The sequence below is a fragment of the Azoarcus sp. CIB genome, assembly GCF_001190925.1.
Lineage (GTDB): Bacteria > Pseudomonadota > Gammaproteobacteria > Burkholderiales > Rhodocyclaceae > Aromatoleum.
In genome coordinates this window covers 5,196,753-5,215,502 of sequence record NZ_CP011072.1, presented here as the reverse complement: position 1 = coordinate 5,215,502, position 18,750 = coordinate 5,196,753, and the positions used below count along the sequence as shown (strand labels likewise).

Sequence of the window (18,750 nt, the reverse complement as noted above, 5' to 3'; positions counted from 1 at the left end):
CGCAACCGTGATGATCAGTGCCTCCGCTGGATTGCACGCCGGGTAGCGGACGAATTGTTTAGATCACGGAAGCGTTCCGACGAGCGCCAGGCCGAAAGCAGGGCAATCGCACCTTCATGTCATAACCCCGAGCAACTCGGCGCGAAATTCATCGACGGTGGCAGCCAGCATGCGCTTCGATTTGATGCTCGCCTTGCGGGTCGTATTGAGCCGCAGCAGGTTCATCACGATGTGGCGGACGATGGCCAGGTTGTTGGCGGCATAACCGCTGCGCACCCGTGACTGATCCTCATTGAACTGCACATCCAGACACCAGTGAAGGCGATTCTCCACCTCCCAGTGACTGCGTACGGCCCGAGCGATGCGCTCGGCGTCGGCGGGCAGGCTGCTGATGTAGTAGGCGCGCTCGGTGCTGGTGCGATTGCCCACCGTGCGCACGCGCTCGACCACGGCAAAGCTGGCGATGTCCTGCCAGTCCTCGGCCTTGTAGAGCCGCTCGGTTGCATCAAAGGCCCAGCATCGCCTGACTTCGCTACGACCGTGGCCTGGATTCTTGGTCTCGTGCGTCGAACTCGGTGTCAGCGGTCCGTTCGGACCGATACCGGCAAACATGATCGAGTCGAGCAGCTTCGGATGGTTGTCCTTCACGCACAGCACGTAATGGGCGCCACGCTCGCGGATCGTGCGCGCGATCTTCGTCTGCGTGCCCATCGCGTCGATCGTCACCACGCAGCCCTCGAGCGCCAACTTGGCGAGCAATTCCGGGATCGCCGTGATCTCGTTGGATTTCTCGGCGGTCGCCGTCTGGCCCAACACAACACCCATACCGGCCACGAATGCGCTGACCAAGTGCAGCGGACTCGCCTGCGTCTTGGTCTTGCTGGCGGTTCGTCGGCTGGTCTTGCCATCGATTGCCACGACCGTGTCCTCGGCCAACGCGGGCACCACCATGCCAACCCAGCGCCGGAATGCAGATTCGAACTCATCGGGCGTGATCATGCCGAACACGCGACCGATCGTGTCATGGGACGGGATGCCATGCTCAAGCTTCATGAAGCCCCGCAGCCAGTCGATCTTGGCCTCGGCCCACAATTCGATGTCGACGAAGTCGTCCACGCCCGACAGCACCGCGCAAACCGCCACCGTGAGCAGTTCGGCAAGATCGTGGCGCTTGTGGCGCGCGCTGCGCGGATCGGAAATCGAGACGAACACCTGCGTCAGCGGCATGATGTTTCCTGCCTTCATGGGCGGCCCAAAAAGGTAGGAAACTACACAAATTATGCCGCTGTGAACAGGGGCTCGGTAAGGTCATGAAAGTTAACAATCTTTGGCATTCGCATATGCCAAGTCGGTGCGATTGCCCTGAGGCCGAAAGGGGGCCTTTGCCAAAGGGGCCAAGACTTCAAGGCAGCGGAGCATTGGGGTGATCCCAGTGGGGTCACTGTGGTGATGCAAGTGCCCCCGGTCGCACGCGCATGGACAGTGCGATCTGTTTCAGCATGGATACCGCCTCGTCGACCGGCGGAGGAGGCGGCTTGTCGGCGAGGCCCTTGTAGCTCGAATAGCTCGATTTCAGGCCCTGCGCCATCAGCACGATGCGCGGCTTGAGCGGGTCACCGGGATCGCCCAGGGTTTCGATCTCGATCTCGTAGGTGTGCTGGTCCATCGAGGAACTGAACTGCACGCCGCTCAGGCGCGCCCGCTGTCCGGCGACGGTGAGGTATTCGGTCTTGAGATACTCGTCCACCATCGCGCCGGGACCGACGGAGAGCCAGTTGCCACGGCGCTTGTCCTCTTCGCGCCGCTGCTTCGCTTCCTGCGGCGTCTCGCGCCACTCTTCGCGTAGATCGTCGATGCGTTTGACGTCCGGACCCGCGTCGAGGGCTGCCCCCATGCTTATCGTGAACACCAGTGACGGATGCTCGGGCTTACGGTGGGGGAGGTGGACCGTGAAGGTGTCCTCGGGCCGGTCCTTCGGCGGCGAGACGAATCCGTAGGGCAGGCACAGGCCGGGCTCGGTGGGGATGTGGGTCGGTTCGCGCGGGCGGTAGCGGGGCCACATGTCCTCGATCATCTTCGTGGCGAGCTTGGCGGAACCCTTGTCCTTGTCCGGATCGTCGCTCATGCGGCCCTCCAGCCAGAGAACCCGGCTGCCTTCAGGAACCCAAGTGGCAAAGGTGAACTTGTTGGCGACGCGCCAAGCCATGCTCAATGGCCGGGAAATCCGGAGCTCCTGAACCTCTCGGTGATATGCCTCTGCGCGCCGACGGGTATCGTATTTTCCGCGCAGAATTCGCTCGTAATAAAGCCGTCCGTTCTTGAGCGAATCCTCTTGAAACTCCGGCAGAGACGTGTCTAATGCTTCGCTGATTTCGACAGACCCAATTCGTTGGTCGCCCCCAAGTCCCTTGACGTCATTCCCAAAGCTGTACCCCTCCGTTAGTTCGGCAATTTCGACATTCTTCGGGAGGTCGATTTCGAAGTAACCTAGGCAACGACGCTCCCAAGATTCGTGTTTGATGTAGGCCTGTTGCGAGGGGGCGGACTCGCTGACATCCTTCGCGCAGCCTGTCGCAGCAAGGATCAGTGCGAACAGCGTGGCAAGATTGCCTATCGAGCGGAGACTCCGAGAACGTCGTCGCGATTCACTGCCTGCGCATGTCCCGCTCGAGCATCCGGCGAAGAGCACGCCCAGCCATCCCCGCGACCACTGCCGCCGTCGCAATGTCTGTTGAGAAATCGATTTCAATTGGAATGCGCATAGAACCGTCATTCATCGTCCGGACGGGGCGGAGGGTTGAGCGAGGAATCACAGGTAAAGCGCTCCTGGCCGGACGAGGTTTTCACGTCGGGGACGGTGGAAAGATCCTCCCAGTCGTAGAGGCCGTTCTTGTCGTCTGCCAAGGCTGTTCCTTGCGGCCGTTGGTCGGGCGTGCCTTTGAGCCGGTAGCGGTAATAGTGGTGTCGATGTGCGGGGATGACGTAGATCAGGCCGTCGGCGGTGACGCGCACGTCAGTGGCTTCAATCTTTTTTCGGGCAGAGGAGTCGTTGGTGCCCCACGGATTGTCACTGTATTTCTCTGATGTGAAGACCTCGCTCCAGCTCCGTCCACCGTCAATGGAGAAGGTGAAATTGAGATAGCACGCCTTGTCTCCGCAAGCAAAGCCCGGAACGGCGATCTTCTGTTCGCCGGGTTCGATCACGAATCTTCCCCACCATGGGCCGTTCCCCACCCGTTTGTTATGGCTCATCAATACATGAAGATTCACCCTATCGTCATTCCAGTACATCAGTCCGTATCGGTCGCAGTGACGGTAGTCTTCGATAGTAATGTACCGATGTTCGTCGATTCGATATATGACCTGGCGGGGTCCGTGATATTTCGGTGGTTCGTGAACGGGCACGGCGCCGGCGCCGGTGCCGATGGAGGCAATGGTGCCGCATCCGGACAGGGTGGCTAGGGCGGTGAGGGCGGCGGGGAGGAGGGCTTTCATGCGAACTGCGATTCCTTCGTGCGGTGCTGCTTCCACATTGCGGTCGTCTGTTCCTGTTGGCGGCGCAGCGTGTCGGCGGTTTCTGAAAAAATCGACTCTTACCCCATTTCTCCTCCCGTTGCTGTGCCCGGTATGACCTGCCCACCGATGCCCGGGAAGTTCATTAATCGTCCGTGCGGGCCGGAGGATTGAGCGAGGAATCACAGGTGAAGCGCTCCTGGCCCGAAGGGGTTTTGACTTCGGGTACAGAGGCAACGTCTTCCCAGTTGTAAATCCCGTTCTTGCGATCCTCCAGACTCGTTTCCCGCGGCCGTTGGTCGGGCGTGCCGTCCAGTCGGTAGCGGTAATAGTGGTGTCGATGAGCGGGGATGACGTAAATCAGGCCGTCGGTTGTGACCCGTACCTCGATGGAGTGGATGCGCTCACGTTCGACGGGGTTATTTTCTACGGTTGAACGACCACCGAGATTGGCTGACGAAAAGACGTCCCACGTCTTGCCTCCGTCGTTGGAAAAATCAATGGTGAGGTAACAGCCCTTGTCTTCGCAGCCAAAATTAGGGACGGCGATGCGCTCCTCGCCCGGTTCGATGACGAACCGGCCCCGCCACAGAGAGGTCCACCCGATCTTCGCGTGCAGGTTCTTCCGGTCGTCGTGCCAGTACAGGTAGCCGTAGCGGTCGCAATGCTGGTAGGCCTCGGTGGTGATGTAGCGATACTCATCGATGCGATAGATGACTTGGCGTGGTCCGTCGTAGCGGGGGATTTCGTTCAGAGGCATGGCCCCTGTACCGGTGGCGATGGAGGCGATGGTGCCGCATCCGGAAAGCGAGGCGAGGGCGGCCAGAAGGGCGGGGAGAATTGGTTTCATGCGAACTGCGATTCTTTCTGGCTGCGCTGCTTCCATTGCGCGGTCGTCTGCTCCTGCTGGCGGCGACGTGTGTCGAAAGTCTCGGTGTCGATGAGGGGCGGCATCGGCGGAATGTCTAGTGTGCCCTCGAAGAAATATGGATCGGTGCTGCGCCAGTCGGCTAGGCGATTCAGGTCAGTCCAGAATTTTTGATCCTGATGGCTTTGGCAATGCCCGATCGGTAGATCGTAAGCTAGAACACGGGTCAGAAATTGATCGTGCATTGGAAGGGAACTGTGATCCGTCGGTTCAGGAACATAGGCTCCAATCCGCTGTTCCATCTCTTCGCGAGTTTCGAGGCGGATCGAAGTACTCTGATCGTGCGACAACCGTTCCTCCATCCATCTTTCTGGGATGTAGATGTCGCGAAAAAATGCATAATCGCCGCTTCTGTCCCATGGTTTTGCGGTGCTCGACAAATCATCAAAATTGAGCATTTCTTCGGCGCCGATCGGATGAAAAACCGCCTCGGCGTTGATAAGTACCTGCTGATTTCGATCGGGCGTCACCCACAGGTCCATGGGAATCAAGCCCTTGGTCTTCTTCATGAGGTTCCAGAAGGGTTTGAGGCTGCCGTCCGGCTCGCGCGGCCACAGGTATTGTTCGCCCGGGGCTGTTCCGCAAGGCGTGGAGCGCGCGAGCATGCGTTGATAAAGGGTACCGGTATACGTCTTGAGCAGTTGAGTCGGAAGCCCCTGCCAGCCGATGCTCTGCAGTGCAGTCGAGCCCATGACTCGGTCATGGGGATTGAAGTAGATATACATACGTCCGGTATTGTCGCGTTCGCCGGGGGCCGACGGGGTCCAGGGGGCGCCGTCGGCCGTTTGGCCAACCCGCAGACACTCGACCAGTTCGCGGGTCAGCTTACGATGGCCCGAATCGAAGTGCCGGACGATGTTTTCGAACGTCTTGCGCCGGGCGTCTGCCGTGGGGGCATCGTCGCCCTGGGCAACGGTGTCGGTGATCTTCGCGTCGAACGCGTAGGGGCCGTTCATGAGCATCACGCAGTCGGGCTGGTTCGTGGACTCGAGTAAGGCGAGCGCGGCCAGAACGATCTGCGTTCCCTGGCTGTGACCGATCAGCGTGATCGTGTCAGCAGCGAACCTGCCGCGAATCTTGCGCACGAGTCCTGCCAGCCGGCCCGCGGCGTGTGCGTAATAAGTGCGTGGTGGCGCGTCTTGCAACTGGCGGTCGACTTCCGGGTTCAACTTTTGCACGTCGATCGGGATGAGTGCCGCCCACACATCGCGTCGGAAGCCCAGAGGGGACCAGAGCAGAGGCAGGTTGTTGCATCCGTTCTGGAACGGTCCCCCGCCCCAATATAGTGGGGGACGGGGGGAGTAGTTCCTGGCCCAGGCCGATCTGCGTTTATCACTGCTGTCCCGCAAGGGGACGCGCCAGCGCCGCTCTTCGCCGTCCTGCGGCCGATAACCCCAGAAGAAGTGAATGATGGGAGAGCGGTCGCTGGTTTCGGGTTTCGGTTGGGCCTTATCGGGATCCCACTCCCTTGGCGTCAGGTCGTTCCGTCCCAGCCGCATATTCAGGCCGGCGAGAATGTGCTGCTCGGCGGCCTCGTACCATTCCCCCTCGCTGTTGACGCCATGCACGAAAATGATGATTCCCGGCATGTCGGGCTGCAGCAGCACGTCTTTGCAGGTCTTGTCGTCGACCGGGGTCGCATAGGAGATGGTGAGGGGAGAAGCGGGCGTCGTCATCGGACTTTCGGTGTCACGGGGCGTTGGAGGGGGATGAGATCGGGTTCGAGATGCATGGCTTCGAGCGCTGACGCATTCACCCTCACCGTCTTGCCGTCGGCGGCGGCATTGCCTTGCACGAGCGCGCCGCCGGCGGTACGGATACGGTAGGAGAAGTTCTCGACGGGCTTGCCACTGAGCGCGTCGATGAGCCTGAAGCCTTCGTCATAGTCCTGCGTCGGGTTCTGCTTGAATTCGTGCACCAGGCTCGTAGGCCCCCCAAAACTCTTCTTCGAAGCATGCACCGTAATCGTCCCCGGACACGCGACGGTGATGCCGCCGTCGATCGTGATGCTGGCGCCGCCTTCGACGCTGAGGACGATCTTCTTCGCCGCGGCGAAGTCGATGTTCGCGCTGGCGCTGACGAGCTTCATGTCGTCGCGGGCGAGGAGCTTCAGTTCGTCGCTTTGCGCCTGCAGCTCGATGTCGTCCTTGGCGGCGATGAGGCGGATGCCGGTGTTGTCCGCGCCGGGTTCGACGGCGCCAGCGAGCAGGCCGATCGCCTGGCCGGCGTGGATGCGGGCGCTGCCTGCGATCGCGAGGTTAGTGTCCTCTCCGCTCATGAGCGTGGCGGTGTCGCCCGCGGCAATCTGCACGCTCTGGCCGGCGACGAGGCCGATGCCGGCCTGGGCGGCCTGCAGGATGGCGGGGGCGGAAAGGTGGGGAACCTTGTCGGCGGCGACGGTAGTGTGGCCGGCGTCCGCGTCGGCGGTGGCCTCGGCAAGATCGTGGCGGGAGACCATGCCGGCGGCGATTTTGCTCATCGCCTTGAGGGGCGGGTGGTCCGGATTGGCGGCGCTCGCGTTGGCCGCGGTGCTGCCGATCGCGGCGGCGAGCTTCACGGTTTGGTGCGTGTCGGCGGCGCGCGAGAGCGTGTCGGCGAGCGTGCACGCCTGCTTCAGCAGGGCCATTCCAGGGGCGAAGTCGCCGGCGGGTTCGGAGGCGTGGCGGGCCGGCCAGGTGCTCATGACGATGCCGCGGCCCGCGCGCAGCGCTCCCCACGCGTCGGTGCGCAATTCGGCGCCGGTGCCGCGGAAGGATCCGCGGTAGTTGCCGGCCTGGTGGATGAGGTGGCCGAGGTTCAGTTCAGAGGCGTGCTGCGTGCTCTTGAGCTGCACGCGCAGCTGCTGGTCGCTGTCGTCGAAGACGAGCTGGTTGTGGCCCGCGCCGGGGCCGCGGGCGCCGAATTCGCGGGTCTTGAAGCCGCTCAGCGCGCCGGGGTGACGGTGGCTGTCGCCGGCTGCGCCGTGCCACGCGGGGCTGTTGCCTCCTGCGAGGTTGCCCTGTCCGGCCGGGCGGTGGTCGGTCGCGGCGTCGAACACGGCGGTGTCGGCTGCCGGCCCGCTGCGCCCGCCCGGCGTGGGGGGAGCGCCGCCTTCGCCGCGGCCGTTGTAGAGCGCGCCGAGTACGACGGGACGGTCGATGTCGCCGCCGAGGAAATTCACCAGCACCTCCTGGCCGATGCGCGGCAGCCACTGCCAGCCCATGCCGGCGCCGGCCTGGCGCGTGGCGACGCGTACCCAGCAACTCGAGCGGTCGTCCGCGGCTTCGCCTTCCTGCCAGTGGAAGCGCACCTTGATGCGGCCCAGCGCGTCGCACCACAGCTCGTCGGCGCCGTTCGGCACGGTCTCCCCCTGCGGGCCGACGACGATGGCGCTCATCGGGCCGGGCGCGGTCGGGCGCGGGTTGACGCGCGTGCCGGTGTCGTCCGCGAGCACGGGGCGCCACGGCTGCTCGGCGCGCAGCGCGTCGAAGGCGTTGCCGTAGCCGCGGCGGCGCGCGAGTTCGATGACGGCGGCGGGTAGTTCCCGCGGCGCCTGCACTGGTTGGAGCGTGTCGCCGGTGGCGAGCCCCGCGTCGTCATCGACCACCGGATTTTGCGCCAGCCGCGCTGCGATCGCGTCGATGCGCGCGGCGTCGAGGTTGTTGATGCCGGCATGGATGACGTCGAGCACCGCGAAGCGTTCGCCGGCGATGGTGGCGGATGCTGCGGGGGCAGTGGGGTCGAGCGGCAGGCCGTTCACGGCGACGAAGCTGCCGGGGCGCAGGCTGCGCACGGTGCCGCGGCCGAGGAAGGTGCTGCCGCGTGTCTCCGTGGCTTCCATCGCGAGGCGCTGGTAGCGCTCGGCCTCGCCCACGCTCGCGTGCGCGTACTGGCCGGCGTAGTCGTAGTGCTCGAGGATCGGCAGATCCGCACTGCCGACGCGGCGCGCGGTCGGCACGCTCGCTGCGGTCGCGCGCTTGCTGCGGTAATCGTAGCCGAGCACCGTGCCCACGGTGGGGGCGAGGCGGTGCTGGGCGCCGAAGGCGACGATGCTGTCCTGGTCCTCTTGCGAGTCGGCGCGGTGGAAGCGGATGCCGCGTCCGCCCAGCGCGTGCGCCGAGAGGGGATCCTCCGCGAAGCGCGTGCTGTCGGCGAAGAGGCGCATGCGGTGGCGCGCGGGGGCCTCGCCATCTTCCTCGATGCACCAGCCCAGCCCTTCCTCGGCGAGCAGGCGCGACACGAAGGCGTAGTCGGATTCGCGATACTGCACGCAGTAGCTGCGCGGGCGGGCCGCGGCGAGGAAAGGGGCGACGTCCTCGTGCCAGTGCCACGCGGCGTGTGCGCGGTAATCGGCGAACACGGCGTCGAGGATCTCGGGCACGGACTTGTCCTGGAACACGCGGTTGTGGCGGCCGCGGGTGAGCAGCCAGGTCCACGGCACCACCGTCAGGCGGTAGCGGCTCCAGCCGCCGTCGCTGCCGGGGTTGGCGACCGTGCGCACGAGGCCCGAGCGCTCGCTGCGGCTGCCGTCGGAGAGCGCAGTGCGCAGCGTCACCGCCTGCCCGAGCATAGTCTCGAGGGCGAGGAAGGCATCCTGCGACAGGGTGTCGAGGTGGAACTCGAAGCCGCCGGACAGGGTTTCGCGTCCCCACCAGGCTTCGACTGCGAGCGGCGGGCCGTCCGTGTGCCAGTGCAGGTCGTACAGGCGGGAGCGGGCGGCGAGAGGGGGGATCATCGGGGAAGCGGGCGCGGGCGCAGTTCGGGCAGGCAGCGCGGAGGAATGGTCAGAAAAGACCGAAAGCATATCACGGGCGCGCGCGTGAAAATGTCAATGACAAGTCTGCGGCGCGGCCGGTGGTGCCGGGCGCGTTCGATCGCCCCGCGCGGTTTGACGTCGCCCCGTCCGCGCCGTGAGTGGCGCCTTCAGCCGCCCCGGGGATTGTTCTCCAGCCACGCGGCACGTTCGGCGAGGCGCCGGGCCTGCTCGGGTGCGAGGCCGGTGGCGGTGGCGATCGCGCGCAGCGCCGCGGCGTCCGGGCGGTGCGCTTGCGTTGCGCACCAGTAGGTGGCGACGCTGATTTCGGGGTTGGGGCGCTCGACCAGCTCGAAGGCGTCGCCTGCCGCAAGCGTGCCGGCTTCGCGCACGCGGTAGTACCAGCCGGTGATCCCCTCCTGCGCGACGAACAGCGAGGCGCCCTCGATATCGAGGCGGTGGTCGATCTTCCAGCATGGCCGGCGCGGCTGGCTCAGCTGGACGAGGGCGCTGCCGATGCGGAACAGGTCGCCGATGCACACCGACTCCTCCGTCCAGCCGCGGGTCGACAGGTTCTCGCCGAGCACGCCTGCCTGCAGCATGGCGGCGCGCTCGGGGTAGCGCAGCGCGAGGCGCGCGTAATGCTCGACGGGAAAATGGTGCAAGGCCTTCTCGGCGCCGCCGTGGTAGCGCCGGTCGGCCTGCCGGTCGCCGGCGAGGCCTTCGGCCGTGACGGCGACGGGGCCGTCGACCGGTTGCTTGAACATGCCCGTGAGCTGGCCTTCGGGCGGCAGCGGGCGCAGCGCGCCGATGAATACGTGGTCGATGAGGGTATGCATGGCGCCATGCTACTGCACGGAACGGAGACAGGGGCCGGATGCGGGGATGGCGCTCATCCGCGCAGGAAGGTCAGCAGATCCGCCAGCAACTCATTGGGGGCCTCTTCGGGGATGAAGTGGCCGCAGGGCAGCGGGTGTCCGGTGACCGTATCGGCCTTCTCGCGCCACGTCGCGAGCACGTCGAAGAGATCGTGCATCTTGCTAGTGCTTGGCCAGTCGCGGCGCGATGCGGTGCCAGATCTGGGCGGTCTGCGGCCAGCCGTGGAGCAGCAGCACCGGCGGGCCGTTGCCGCCTGCCCACAGGTTGATCCGTATGCCGGCGTTGGTGCAAATCCCTGTCTGCGAGGCAGGGGAGACATGGCAATTTGCAGGGGGCTGGTATCGGGAGTGGCAGCTGGCGCCTTGCCTATCGGGGAGAGCAGGGTCTGGCTCCCGTTTTCACGTCCGGACCACGGGCCTTCATCATCTCCGACCAGAGGCTAAAGGCGCAGGGGGCGAGCGTGTGATAATCAATCCCGCGGAGCCGCGCTTGCTGTCATGCCGGATTTCGTTTCCGCTCCTCGCCGCCTTTTCTGGAGCGCCATATGGACCTGCAACTCGAAAACAGACACGCCCTCATCTCCGGCGGGAGCAAGGGAATCGGATTGGCGTGCGCGCGGGGATTCCTCGAGGAGGGTGCGAGGGTCAGCCTCGTTTCACGCGATCCGGCGAATCTTGAAGCCGCCCGGCAGTCGCTGCTCGACACCTTTTCCGACGCCGGCGATCGCATCGTCGTGTGCCATGCCGACCTCACCGATGCGGCCGCCGCTGCGGACGCGATCGAGCAGGCGGAATCCCGCCACGGGCCGGTCGACATGCTCGTCAATTCGGCTGGCGGCGCGAAACGGACACCCCCGGAAGAGCTGACGCCGCAGCATTGGCACGACGCGATGCAGGCCAAATATTTCACCTACATCCATCTGATCGATCCGATGATCAAGCGGATGGGCGCGCGCGGCTGCGGCGTCATCATCAACATCGTCGGCGCGGGCGGGAAAGTCGCATCGCCGATCCACCTGCCGGGCGGTGCGGCCAATGCGGCCCTGATGCTCGTCAGCGCCGGCTTGGCTGCCGCCTATGGCCCCAAGGGCGTGCGCGTCAATGCAATCAACCCCGGCATCACGCTCACCGAGCGCATGAAGGAAGGGCTGGACGCCGATGCGCGTCTGAACGGCGTCACCCCGGCCGAGGCGCTCGAACGATCCAGCGCGAGAATTCCCCTCGGACGCATTGCGCAGCCGGAAGAAATCGCCAACGCCGTACTGTTCCTGTGCTCGCCGCGCGCCAGCTACATTACGGGCGCAATCCTGACGATGGACGGTGGGCTTGCGCCGATGGTGGTGTAGGGCAGTGAAATAGGGGGTGACGTTTTTGAATCGTTGTCCCCAGCGCGGCAAATCTACTTACTCATCCTCGTTCACCTTCCGGGAAATCGTGGTCCGTCCCCTATTTCCCCCGCGCCGTTCGAGTTGTCACTGACAGCCCAACCAACCGTGACACGACCAGGGCGAGATACATCACGCCCGAGAATTCCTCGATCATGACGAGGGCACGGGCCATCGGCAGGAGAGGTACGATGTCGCCGAGCCCGACGCCGGACAGCGTCGTGAAGCTCAAGAAGAGCAGCTCCATCCACGTGCGCGGGTCGCCCGGGGCCACGAGGGCGCCGAAACTACCCGGCAGCAGGGTCTGACACACCACGTAGGCGTAGGCGAATGCCCATGCGAGCAGGGTGAACGTCGCCCCCGCGGCGAATAACTCGTCGGCCGATGCGACATCATCCTCGAACATGTAGGCGATCAAACTGCCCGCTGCGTAGAAGTAGAACACGGCCTCGAACGCGGCCATGAGGACCATTCTGCGGGGATCGAAGTCGAACGCCAGCCATATGGAAAGCACCACCACCGGCAGGGCGAGCACGACGCCGAAGCCTGTCAACCAGGGACCGCGCTTCACGACATACAGCGCCGCACCGAGCACAAGCAGGCCGATAACGCCGAACAACGCACGCTCCGCCGACGTGTCTTCCATCAGTGGATAGAGCAGGATGCCCAGGATCTGGACACACAGGAGCGCGGCAGACGGATGCTTGGCGGGGGACGCTGCGAGGCGGGTGATCATTGGCACTTTTGTCACTTTGTACGGGACGCTGACAGTGTCGCACTCCGGCACTCAGTCATGGGGATGCGGCAACCGGTTGCTGCCGCGTACTCGTCGAGCCAGTCGAGATACCGTCGGTAGTCTTCGCGAGCGTAGAAACAGGCCTGCCGGCTATTGCCGCGCTGGATCAGATGCAGCGGGACGTTGGGCAGTGACAGGCGGGGGCGGCGCGGCATGGCATTGGATGGCGCATGCATAGATGCTACACAACTCCGCGGCCATCCAGTCCGTTGTCCGAAAAACGTGGTCAGTCCCCTATTGCCCTTGAGATTGAATCGGAACGGCCCCCGGCATCGCCCGAAACCGAGAAACGTTTGCCGACCGAAAGCTGGAGGGAGAAGGCGGACGCCTTTCGCGAGCGGCACCAGGCGCGTCAGCAAAAACTGGAGGATGAGCTGAAGACGCAGCGGTACGACGCCGAACAGGCGGCGATCCGGCGCGGCGAGCGCACTCCTGTCGGTGGCGAGAGCGGCGCAACGCAACCCCTGCAGCAAGCCGTCCTGAGCATCATCGTCATGCTCGACAGCGCGAAAGCCCCGGACTGTGCCAACCACAAGATCCTCGACACCGAGTTGATCGAGAGAAGCCGGCGGCCAAGGCAGTACGTGGAGCGTTGGACGGTCGATCGATGTGGGCAAGCGGTACGCTACCGGGTGACCTTTACGCCGAGCCCGCGAGGCGGAACGGACTTCAGCGTGCAAGCCGAATAGGCAAAGCCGCTACGCACAGCCAAAGGTCTGCGGCAGGACGGCCTGCGACGCCCCCTTGATGCCGAGCCGCACGACCCCCAGCGGAATAAGCGGTGGTGGCGAGTTGTTCACTTCACACGCAGGCATGTCCGTCCGCGTTGTCCCCAAGGAGGTTTCCATGAAGAAGCTCGTCATCCTGACCCTCGCCGCACTGTTTTCCGGCAGTGCCCTGGCCCTCCACTGCCCCGCCGACATGAAAAAGATCGACGCCGCCATCACCGCCAGCCCCAAGCTGACCGATGCGCAAATGAGTGAGGTCAAGCAACTGCGCGCCGACGGCGAAGCCTTGCACAAGGCCGGCAAGCATCAAGAATCCGTCGACACCTTGGCCAAGGCGATGAAGATTCTCGGCATCTGAGCCGAGCGCGGTATGGGGCAGGTCTTGCGGATTGCAGGAGGCTGGAGGCAAGCGACAAGACCTCACCCCGGAGGTGTGCGGATCACTCGGTGGGGGCGAATCCGTAGTACGAACCGTAGGCGGACGGGGCCGGCGCGTAAGCGGCAATCTTGATGGCGTCCGCCAGCGTGACCTGGTTGGTGAGACCGTCGACGCCGCCGTCCTCTCGGGTCCAACGTTCCTCGACTTCCTTCGCGGTCAGGCCGTCCAGACTGAGGTTCCTGTCGAAACGCTCGGAGCGGTATTCGAACGCCGTGTCATGGGCGATGAACAAGGTGTGAGCGCAGGCGGTAATGCGTGTTTCGTCGACCGGGTCGGCTCCCATGACACGGGTGCCGCAAAAGGGACAATGCACGGGGGTGTAGTAGTAGGTCTTGAGTTCGGTTCGCTGGATGGGGCGTAGCATGAAGTGCTCCTTGTCGTGAATTGGCACAATCCGTTCACGGAACCCGACGCGACCATTGGTCATATCTTGATTCTCGGAAAAATGCCGGGGCATGGCCCCTGGGTGGGGCGAGATCAAGAGGGCGAGGTGAGAATGGGGGATTGTCGCCGCAGAACTGCGGACACGAAACCGACAAGACAGCAACACTACCTGGAAATCGCGCGGTCAACGATACGCGCCATTGGTGCCAATGGCAACGTAAAGGTTTGAAAACATGAGGTAACGTTCGGGGAAATCGTGGGCGTCCCCTATCTTTCGTATTTCTCATTCAAGGAGCGCACGAGCAATGCCTACGGCGGCTGCTCCGATGACCACGGCGCCAATGGTAAAAATTACAAGGATAAGCTCACCAAGCTGCGCCAATGTGTAGCGCCATGCGTCTGAGCTAAAGCGCCGTTCCAGCCCAATTGCATCCAGGAAACGGCGGCCGATTATGTAGCCAATAATTGCAACAATCGTACCGCCGACGATCCGAAGAGCTATCCATCCGATATCTGCCATTTGCCGTATATCGCTGGATTTTCCCAAACGTAGAAGTGACCGGCGCTGCGCGGCTTCATCGCGCAGCGTCCAGTGACCGAAGGGAACGAGGTCGACTGACTACAAAGGGACTTCCCACTTCCGCCCGCGGCATTGGCCGCCCGGCGTCGAAGTGCCAAGATTGAATTGCTGAAGCTCAATCTGAGATCGCGAAAGGGGAAGTCCAAATGAATACTACGACGGTCGGCGTGGATCTGGCAAAGAACGTGTTCGTCGCCTGTGTGACGGACGGCGCGGGCCGGGTGATCGAGACGCGCGAGTTCAACCGCGCCGGGTTTCTCGCGTGGTTGTCGACACTGCCGCGCGGCACGCTCGTCGGCATGGAAGCCTGCGGCGGAGCGCATTGCTGGGGGCGGACGATGCAGGCGCTGGGGCTGGAGCCGCGGCTGATGGCCGCCGAGTTCGTGCGTCCCTACCGCAAGCGCCAGGCGGTCAAGAACGACCGGGCGGATGCGGCGGCGATCGTCGCGGCACTGCTCGCGCCGGGGATGCGCTTCATTCCGGTCAAGACCGAGGCCCAGCAGCATCGGCTCGCCTGGCACAGCCTGCGGCTGGGCTGGATCGAGGAGCGCACGGCGCTCCTGAATCGCATCCGGGGGCTCCTCGCCGAATTCGGCATGGTGGTCGAGATCGGCGCCGCGCGGCTGCGACGCAAACTCGCCGAGCACGAATTCGACACCGCGCAGCCGGCACCGATTCGCCACCTGATTCAAGGCGTGCGCGATCAACTCGACGCGCTCGATCTGCGCATCGCCGAATGCGACCGGCAGATTGCCGCTCAGCAGGCCGATGACGCGGCCGCCCGACGTGCGCGCGAGTTGCCCGGCGTTGGGATGCTCACCGCCGATGCCGTGGTCGCCAGCGTCGGCGACGCCACGATGTTCCACAACGGCCGCCAGTTCGCCGCGTGGCTCGGACTCACCCCGAGCCAGTACTCCAGCGGGGGCAAACCCAAACTCGGCCGCATCACCCGGCGGGGCGATGACTACCTGAGAACGCTGCTCGTGCAGGGCGCCCGCAGCGTGCTTGCCGCCGCCTTGCGCAAGGCTCGCAACACGCCCGAGGCGCTCACGCGCCTGCAGCAGTGGATCGTGACGCTCAACGGACGCGTCGGTTACCACAAGACCCTGGTCGCCATCGCCAACAAGCATGCCCGCCAGCTGTGGGCGGTGCTCGCCAAGGGCGAAGGCTACAACCCCGAGGCGTGGCGCCAGTGGCACGACTCGGTCGAACAACCGGCATCCTGAAGCATCGGCGTTCTTTGAAGGTGTTCCCGTGACTGCGCGCACGCGATAGACAAACAGGTCAGACCGACCGGCTGAGAGCCTGGCTAACCCAATGGCCGACCACGCAGGGTGTCGCGGCTGATCCCCGCGCCCCGGTCGCGCCGACGACTGATTGAGGCCAGCCGGTGCGGTTAATCGCAGGGCCCCGGCGCTGGCGCGCCGAACAAGGCCGATTAGGGAAAGGCAGTCTGCTCTGTCCTTGTCCATGGCGATGCCGGCAGTCGAAAACCGGTCATGCACGCGCGTGATCGCGGAGGTCCGAAGATGAGTACGTGATCGACGTCACGATCGGCCTACGGCCGGTCTGCAAGAGGATGAGGTTGACGGGAAGTCCCTTAGGGCAGTGTTAGGCCCTTGCAGGTTCATGGCGTTGAACCTTGTTTCGTGAGTTCAAAAGCCGCGGCCCCATTTTGTATAAGAACTCCGAAATAGCCTGTGCGGACTGCAAAATTTTCTGGAACAGGCCCTCCACCATCGAAAGACACGGTAGTTCCCGGTTTTCCTCGACAGAGAGCCACGTTGCCACCGTTCAAGCATTTAACGGTGCCTGCTGTATGCAAACCCTCATACTCACCCGGAAGAAAGGGGCGTAGTTCGATAGCCCTTTTATCTGTGGGTGATGTGAGTAACCAACGATCAGGTTTGGATGCTTTGACTATAGAGAGTTCTCCATCTGTGCCGGAAGAGCCTCCAGGCCAAGCCGCACGGTACCGGCCAACCCAAGCGTCAACTTCGACAGCCATTACTGCTGATGCGCTGATACCTAAGATTGAAATGAGAATGGCGCTGCGAATGAATAACTGTTTCATGGATTTTTCATTCGTGTGATGCGTGATTGAATAAGCCTAACGCTAACGTAACCGGCCTTGCGCCGGAAGGGAGATAAATCATGAGCACAGCGCCTATTGCGCAAGGTCCGGTTGACGTAAATGTTAGGGGTCGCGGATTCACAAAGTAAGCGCAATGCCGTACGAAATAGGAGGGCGAGCTGAGATACTCCTTGCATCCAATTCCCGCCAAGAAAAAGGATGCAATGATGCATAAGTACCACCAGCTCACCCAAGAAGAACGATACAGCATGACGGCGTTGATGCGCAGCGGATGTTCGCAGGCCGAGATCTCGCGCGAACTGGGGCGCTCGCCAAGTACGATCAGCCGAGAGTTGCAACGCAACGCCACTCGGCATGACGGGAACTATCGCGCGCAAAAGGCGCAGCAGTATGCGGCGGCGCGACGACGCCGTTCGCGTCGGACGTCCTGGTTCAGCGCGGAACAAATGCAGCAGGTGGAACAGCTGCTGAAAAGGAAATGGAGCCCAGAGCAAATTTCGGCGTCGGTGAAGGCCGAAGGCGTGTGGACGATCAGTCACGAGACGATCTATCGGCACATCCTCAAGGACAAGAAGGCCGGTGGGACGCTCTACCGGCACACGCGGATCATGCCCAAGCAACGACGCAAACGGTACAACAGCAAAGATTCGCGCGGCGTGCTGGCGGGTAAGCGTCACATCACGGAACGTGAGCGCGCGATCGAGCAGCGCCTGACGGTCGGGCACTGGGAAGGCGACACGGTGATCGGTCAGGACAAGCATCACTGCATCCTCACGCTGCTCGAGCGCAAATCAGGCTACGCCATTATCAAGAAACTAACCGCGCGCACGGCCGCGCAAGTGACTACTGCCGCTACGCTCGCCATCACCGAGCACGCTGCCAAGTTCCATACCCTCACGCTGGACAACGGCACCGAGTTCCATGACTACAAAACACTTGAAGCGCGCTTCCCCTTGCTCTGCTACTTCGCCACGCCGTACCACTCGTGGGAGCGCGGCAGTAACGAGAATCTGAACGGCCTGATCCGGCAATACATCCCAAAAGGCGTCTGCATGAAAAATCTAACCCAGCACGAATGCGATCAAATCGCGCATGAGCTGAATATCCGGCCGAGAAAAAGACACGGATTTAAAACGCCGCTGGAGATTTATTATGCGTCCTGAGAACTATTGCACTTCAACGTTGAAACTACGGGTAGGTGGGAGCACTGCTCACCTGAACTGTTGATCGCAGGCATTGACTGCGGAAAGACGCCGCGCCGGCCTTGTGAATGTGAGCACGGCGGCTCGCACGACCACTTCATTTCCGACGACCGGCTGGAGATCGAAACATTCGACGCAAACGGCAAGCGCGTGCAGCGGGGGATTGGGCCGACGCAGGCCGAATTGGAAGCGGCGCACCTAGCTGGAACGTGCCATGTGTTTTGCGCCTACTGCATAACGGAAGCCGAAGCACTGACGACCCCTAACGTATGGTCGACACCAAGTGTCGGCGCAAAAGTGATATTGGACATGGCGGATAAACCGGCTCCGGCGCGCAAGTCCTTGGTCTAGTGAGTTCAAGTGTATATCCATGCAGAATATTGTCCAATAACATGGATCGAGGCATTCGTTCCGTTGGTACGACAGGGCTGTGGCTAAAGGGCGATAGGGAAGACCACTATTTGATGGGCGTGTGACGGCCGCGGGGTGCGTTCCGTCACGCCGCCTTCTGCTGTGCGGGCGCCACGTGAGGCAGCTTTCCGCCATGCCGTGCCTGCCACAGATCGTACGCGATCTGCATGCGCAGCCAAACGTCGGCGGTTGGCCCTTTGAGCCATTGTTCGAGGCGCAGGGCCAAGTCAGGCGATATGGGTGCGCGCCCGTGCAATACGCGGGAAAGCTGGACGCGGGAAACGCCCAGCTGGCGGGCGGCCTCGGAAACCGTCAGTCCGAGCTCGGGCAGGACATCCTCGCGCAGCGTTTCGCCGGGATGGGGCGGGTTGTGCATCGATGCCATGGCGAACTCCTCAGTGATAGTCCTGATAATCGACGAGCACGGCATCCTCGCCTTCGAATGCGAAGGTCAGGCGCCAGTTCCCGCTGACCGACACGGCCCAGTGACCGTTCAAGTTGCCTGCCAGCGAATGCAGCTTCCAACCGGGCACGTCCATGTGTCCAGGATGCGTCGCCTCATTTAGCAGGGCGAGCTGGCGGGCCAGCCGGCCGGCGTGGGCGGCAGTGATGCCAGCCTTGCTGCCCGTTCTGAAGAAAGCTTCGATCCCTTTGTGGCGAAAGCTCTTTATCATTGACT

General features: G+C 63.2%; 19 protein-coding genes. 5 read left to right on the top strand and 14 right to left on the bottom strand.

The genetic code is table 11. The features are described from left to right. Positions 1 to 114: 114 nt before the first annotated feature. The 8 genes from AzCIB_RS23375 to AzCIB_RS24360 all read right to left on the bottom strand — a co-directional run bounded on the left by AzCIB_RS23375 (position 115) and on the right by AzCIB_RS24360 (position 10,209). Entirely contained in the window at positions 115 to 1,245 is a 1,131-nt protein-coding gene (locus AzCIB_RS23375) for an ISAs1 family transposase (protein WP_083446821.1), read from the bottom strand. A 193-nt stretch (positions 1,246 to 1,438) separates the two neighbouring features. Continuing rightward, the gene (locus AzCIB_RS23370; RefSeq protein ID WP_157058557.1) at positions 1,439 to 2,125 is read right to left on the bottom strand and encodes a T6SS immunity protein Tli4 family protein; all 687 of its coding nucleotides are present in this window, start codon (positions 2,123 to 2,125) and stop codon (positions 1,439 to 1,441) included. A 644-nt stretch (positions 2,126 to 2,769) separates the two neighbouring features. Continuing rightward, positions 2,770 to 3,495: a T6SS immunity protein Tli3 family protein gene (locus AzCIB_RS23365; protein WP_050418093.1), complete on the bottom strand. Its 726-nt coding sequence runs from the start codon at positions 3,493 to 3,495 to the stop codon at positions 2,770 to 2,772. Between the two features lie 163 nt (positions 3,496 to 3,658). Further along, entirely contained in the window at positions 3,659 to 4,363 is a 705-nt protein-coding gene (locus AzCIB_RS23360; protein WP_157058556.1) for a T6SS immunity protein Tli3 family protein, read from the bottom strand. Further along, on the bottom strand, positions 4,360 to 6,117 hold the full coding sequence (locus AzCIB_RS23355) for a T6SS effector phospholipase Tle3 domain-containing protein (protein WP_050418091.1): 1,758 nt from the start codon (positions 6,115 to 6,117) through the stop codon (positions 4,360 to 4,362). The genes AzCIB_RS23360 and AzCIB_RS23355 overlap by 4 nt, the downstream gene beginning before the upstream one ends. Continuing rightward, the gene (locus AzCIB_RS23350) at positions 6,114 to 9,155 is read right to left on the bottom strand and encodes a type VI secretion system Vgr family protein (RefSeq protein WP_232299306.1); all 3,042 of its coding nucleotides are present in this window, start codon (positions 9,153 to 9,155) and stop codon (positions 6,114 to 6,116) included. The genes AzCIB_RS23355 and AzCIB_RS23350 overlap by 4 nt, the downstream gene beginning before the upstream one ends. 188 nt (positions 9,156 to 9,343) lie before the next feature. After that, the gene (locus tag AzCIB_RS23345; RefSeq protein WP_050418090.1) at positions 9,344 to 10,012 is read right to left on the bottom strand and encodes an MOSC domain-containing protein; all 669 of its coding nucleotides are present in this window, start codon (positions 10,010 to 10,012) and stop codon (positions 9,344 to 9,346) included. Positions 10,013 to 10,065: 53 nt separating this feature from the next. Beyond that, a complete protein-coding gene (locus AzCIB_RS24360; protein WP_198149587.1) occupies positions 10,066 to 10,209 on the bottom strand; it encodes a hypothetical protein in 144 nt (47 codons plus the stop codon). Between the two features lie 387 nt (positions 10,210 to 10,596). Here AzCIB_RS24360 and AzCIB_RS23340 point away from each other — a divergent pair, with 387 nt between their 5' ends. Next, entirely contained in the window at positions 10,597 to 11,397 is an 801-nt protein-coding gene (locus tag AzCIB_RS23340; RefSeq protein ID WP_050418089.1) for an SDR family oxidoreductase, read from the top strand. Between the two features lie 100 nt (positions 11,398 to 11,497). On the opposite strand, the gene AzCIB_RS23335 is transcribed toward AzCIB_RS23340, so the two are convergent. Continuing rightward, positions 11,498 to 12,172 (bottom strand): potassium channel family protein, encoded by a 675-nt coding sequence (locus tag AzCIB_RS23335; protein ID WP_157058555.1) that lies wholly within the window; start codon positions 12,170 to 12,172, stop codon positions 11,498 to 11,500. Between the two features lie 353 nt (positions 12,173 to 12,525). On the opposite strand from AzCIB_RS23335, the gene AzCIB_RS23330 reads away from it, so the two are divergent. Further along, positions 12,526 to 12,921, top strand: coding sequence for a hypothetical protein (locus AzCIB_RS23330; RefSeq protein ID WP_050418088.1), 396 nt, complete (start codon positions 12,526 to 12,528; stop codon positions 12,919 to 12,921). Positions 12,922 to 13,078: 157 nt separating this feature from the next. Beyond that, positions 13,079 to 13,318, top strand: a complete 240-nt coding sequence (locus AzCIB_RS23325; RefSeq protein WP_050418087.1) for a PA2433 domain-containing protein — start codon at positions 13,079 to 13,081, stop codon at positions 13,316 to 13,318. Positions 13,319 to 13,400: 82 nt separating this feature from the next. Here the strand turns inward: AzCIB_RS23325 and AzCIB_RS23320 are convergent, their stop codons facing one another. Further along, positions 13,401 to 13,763 carry a hypothetical protein gene (locus tag AzCIB_RS23320; protein WP_050418528.1) on the bottom strand — a complete coding sequence of 121 codons (363 nt, stop codon included), beginning with the start codon at positions 13,761 to 13,763 and terminating at the stop codon, positions 13,401 to 13,403. Between the two features lie 303 nt (positions 13,764 to 14,066). Beyond that, a complete protein-coding gene (locus AzCIB_RS23315; protein ID WP_050418086.1) occupies positions 14,067 to 14,303 on the bottom strand; it encodes a hypothetical protein in 237 nt (78 codons plus the stop codon). A 206-nt stretch (positions 14,304 to 14,509) separates the two neighbouring features. Between AzCIB_RS23315 and AzCIB_RS23310 the strand changes: the two genes are divergently transcribed. Beyond that, a complete protein-coding gene (locus tag AzCIB_RS23310; protein ID WP_050418085.1) occupies positions 14,510 to 15,589 on the top strand; it encodes an IS110 family RNA-guided transposase in 1,080 nt (359 codons plus the stop codon). Positions 15,590 to 15,990: 401 nt separating this feature from the next. On the opposite strand, the gene AzCIB_RS24355 is transcribed toward AzCIB_RS23310, so the two are convergent. Further along, on the bottom strand, positions 15,991 to 16,437 hold the full coding sequence (locus tag AzCIB_RS24355; protein WP_157058553.1) for a hypothetical protein: 447 nt from the start codon (positions 16,435 to 16,437) through the stop codon (positions 15,991 to 15,993). 227 nt (positions 16,438 to 16,664) lie between these two features. Between AzCIB_RS24355 and AzCIB_RS23305 the strand changes: the two genes are divergently transcribed. Further along, entirely contained in the window at positions 16,665 to 17,621 is a 957-nt protein-coding gene (locus AzCIB_RS23305) for an IS30 family transposase (RefSeq protein ID WP_050418084.1), read from the top strand. Between the two features lie 535 nt (positions 17,622 to 18,156). Here AzCIB_RS23305 and AzCIB_RS23300 read toward each other — a convergent pair. After that, positions 18,157 to 18,456, bottom strand: a complete 300-nt coding sequence (locus AzCIB_RS23300) for a HigA family addiction module antitoxin (protein ID WP_050418083.1) — start codon at positions 18,454 to 18,456, stop codon at positions 18,157 to 18,159. Positions 18,457 to 18,466: 10 nt separating this feature from the next. Next, positions 18,467 to 18,745 (bottom strand): type II toxin-antitoxin system RelE/ParE family toxin, encoded by a 279-nt coding sequence (locus AzCIB_RS23295; RefSeq protein WP_050418082.1) that lies wholly within the window; start codon positions 18,743 to 18,745, stop codon positions 18,467 to 18,469. Between the last annotated feature and the right edge of the window lie 5 nt (positions 18,746 to 18,750).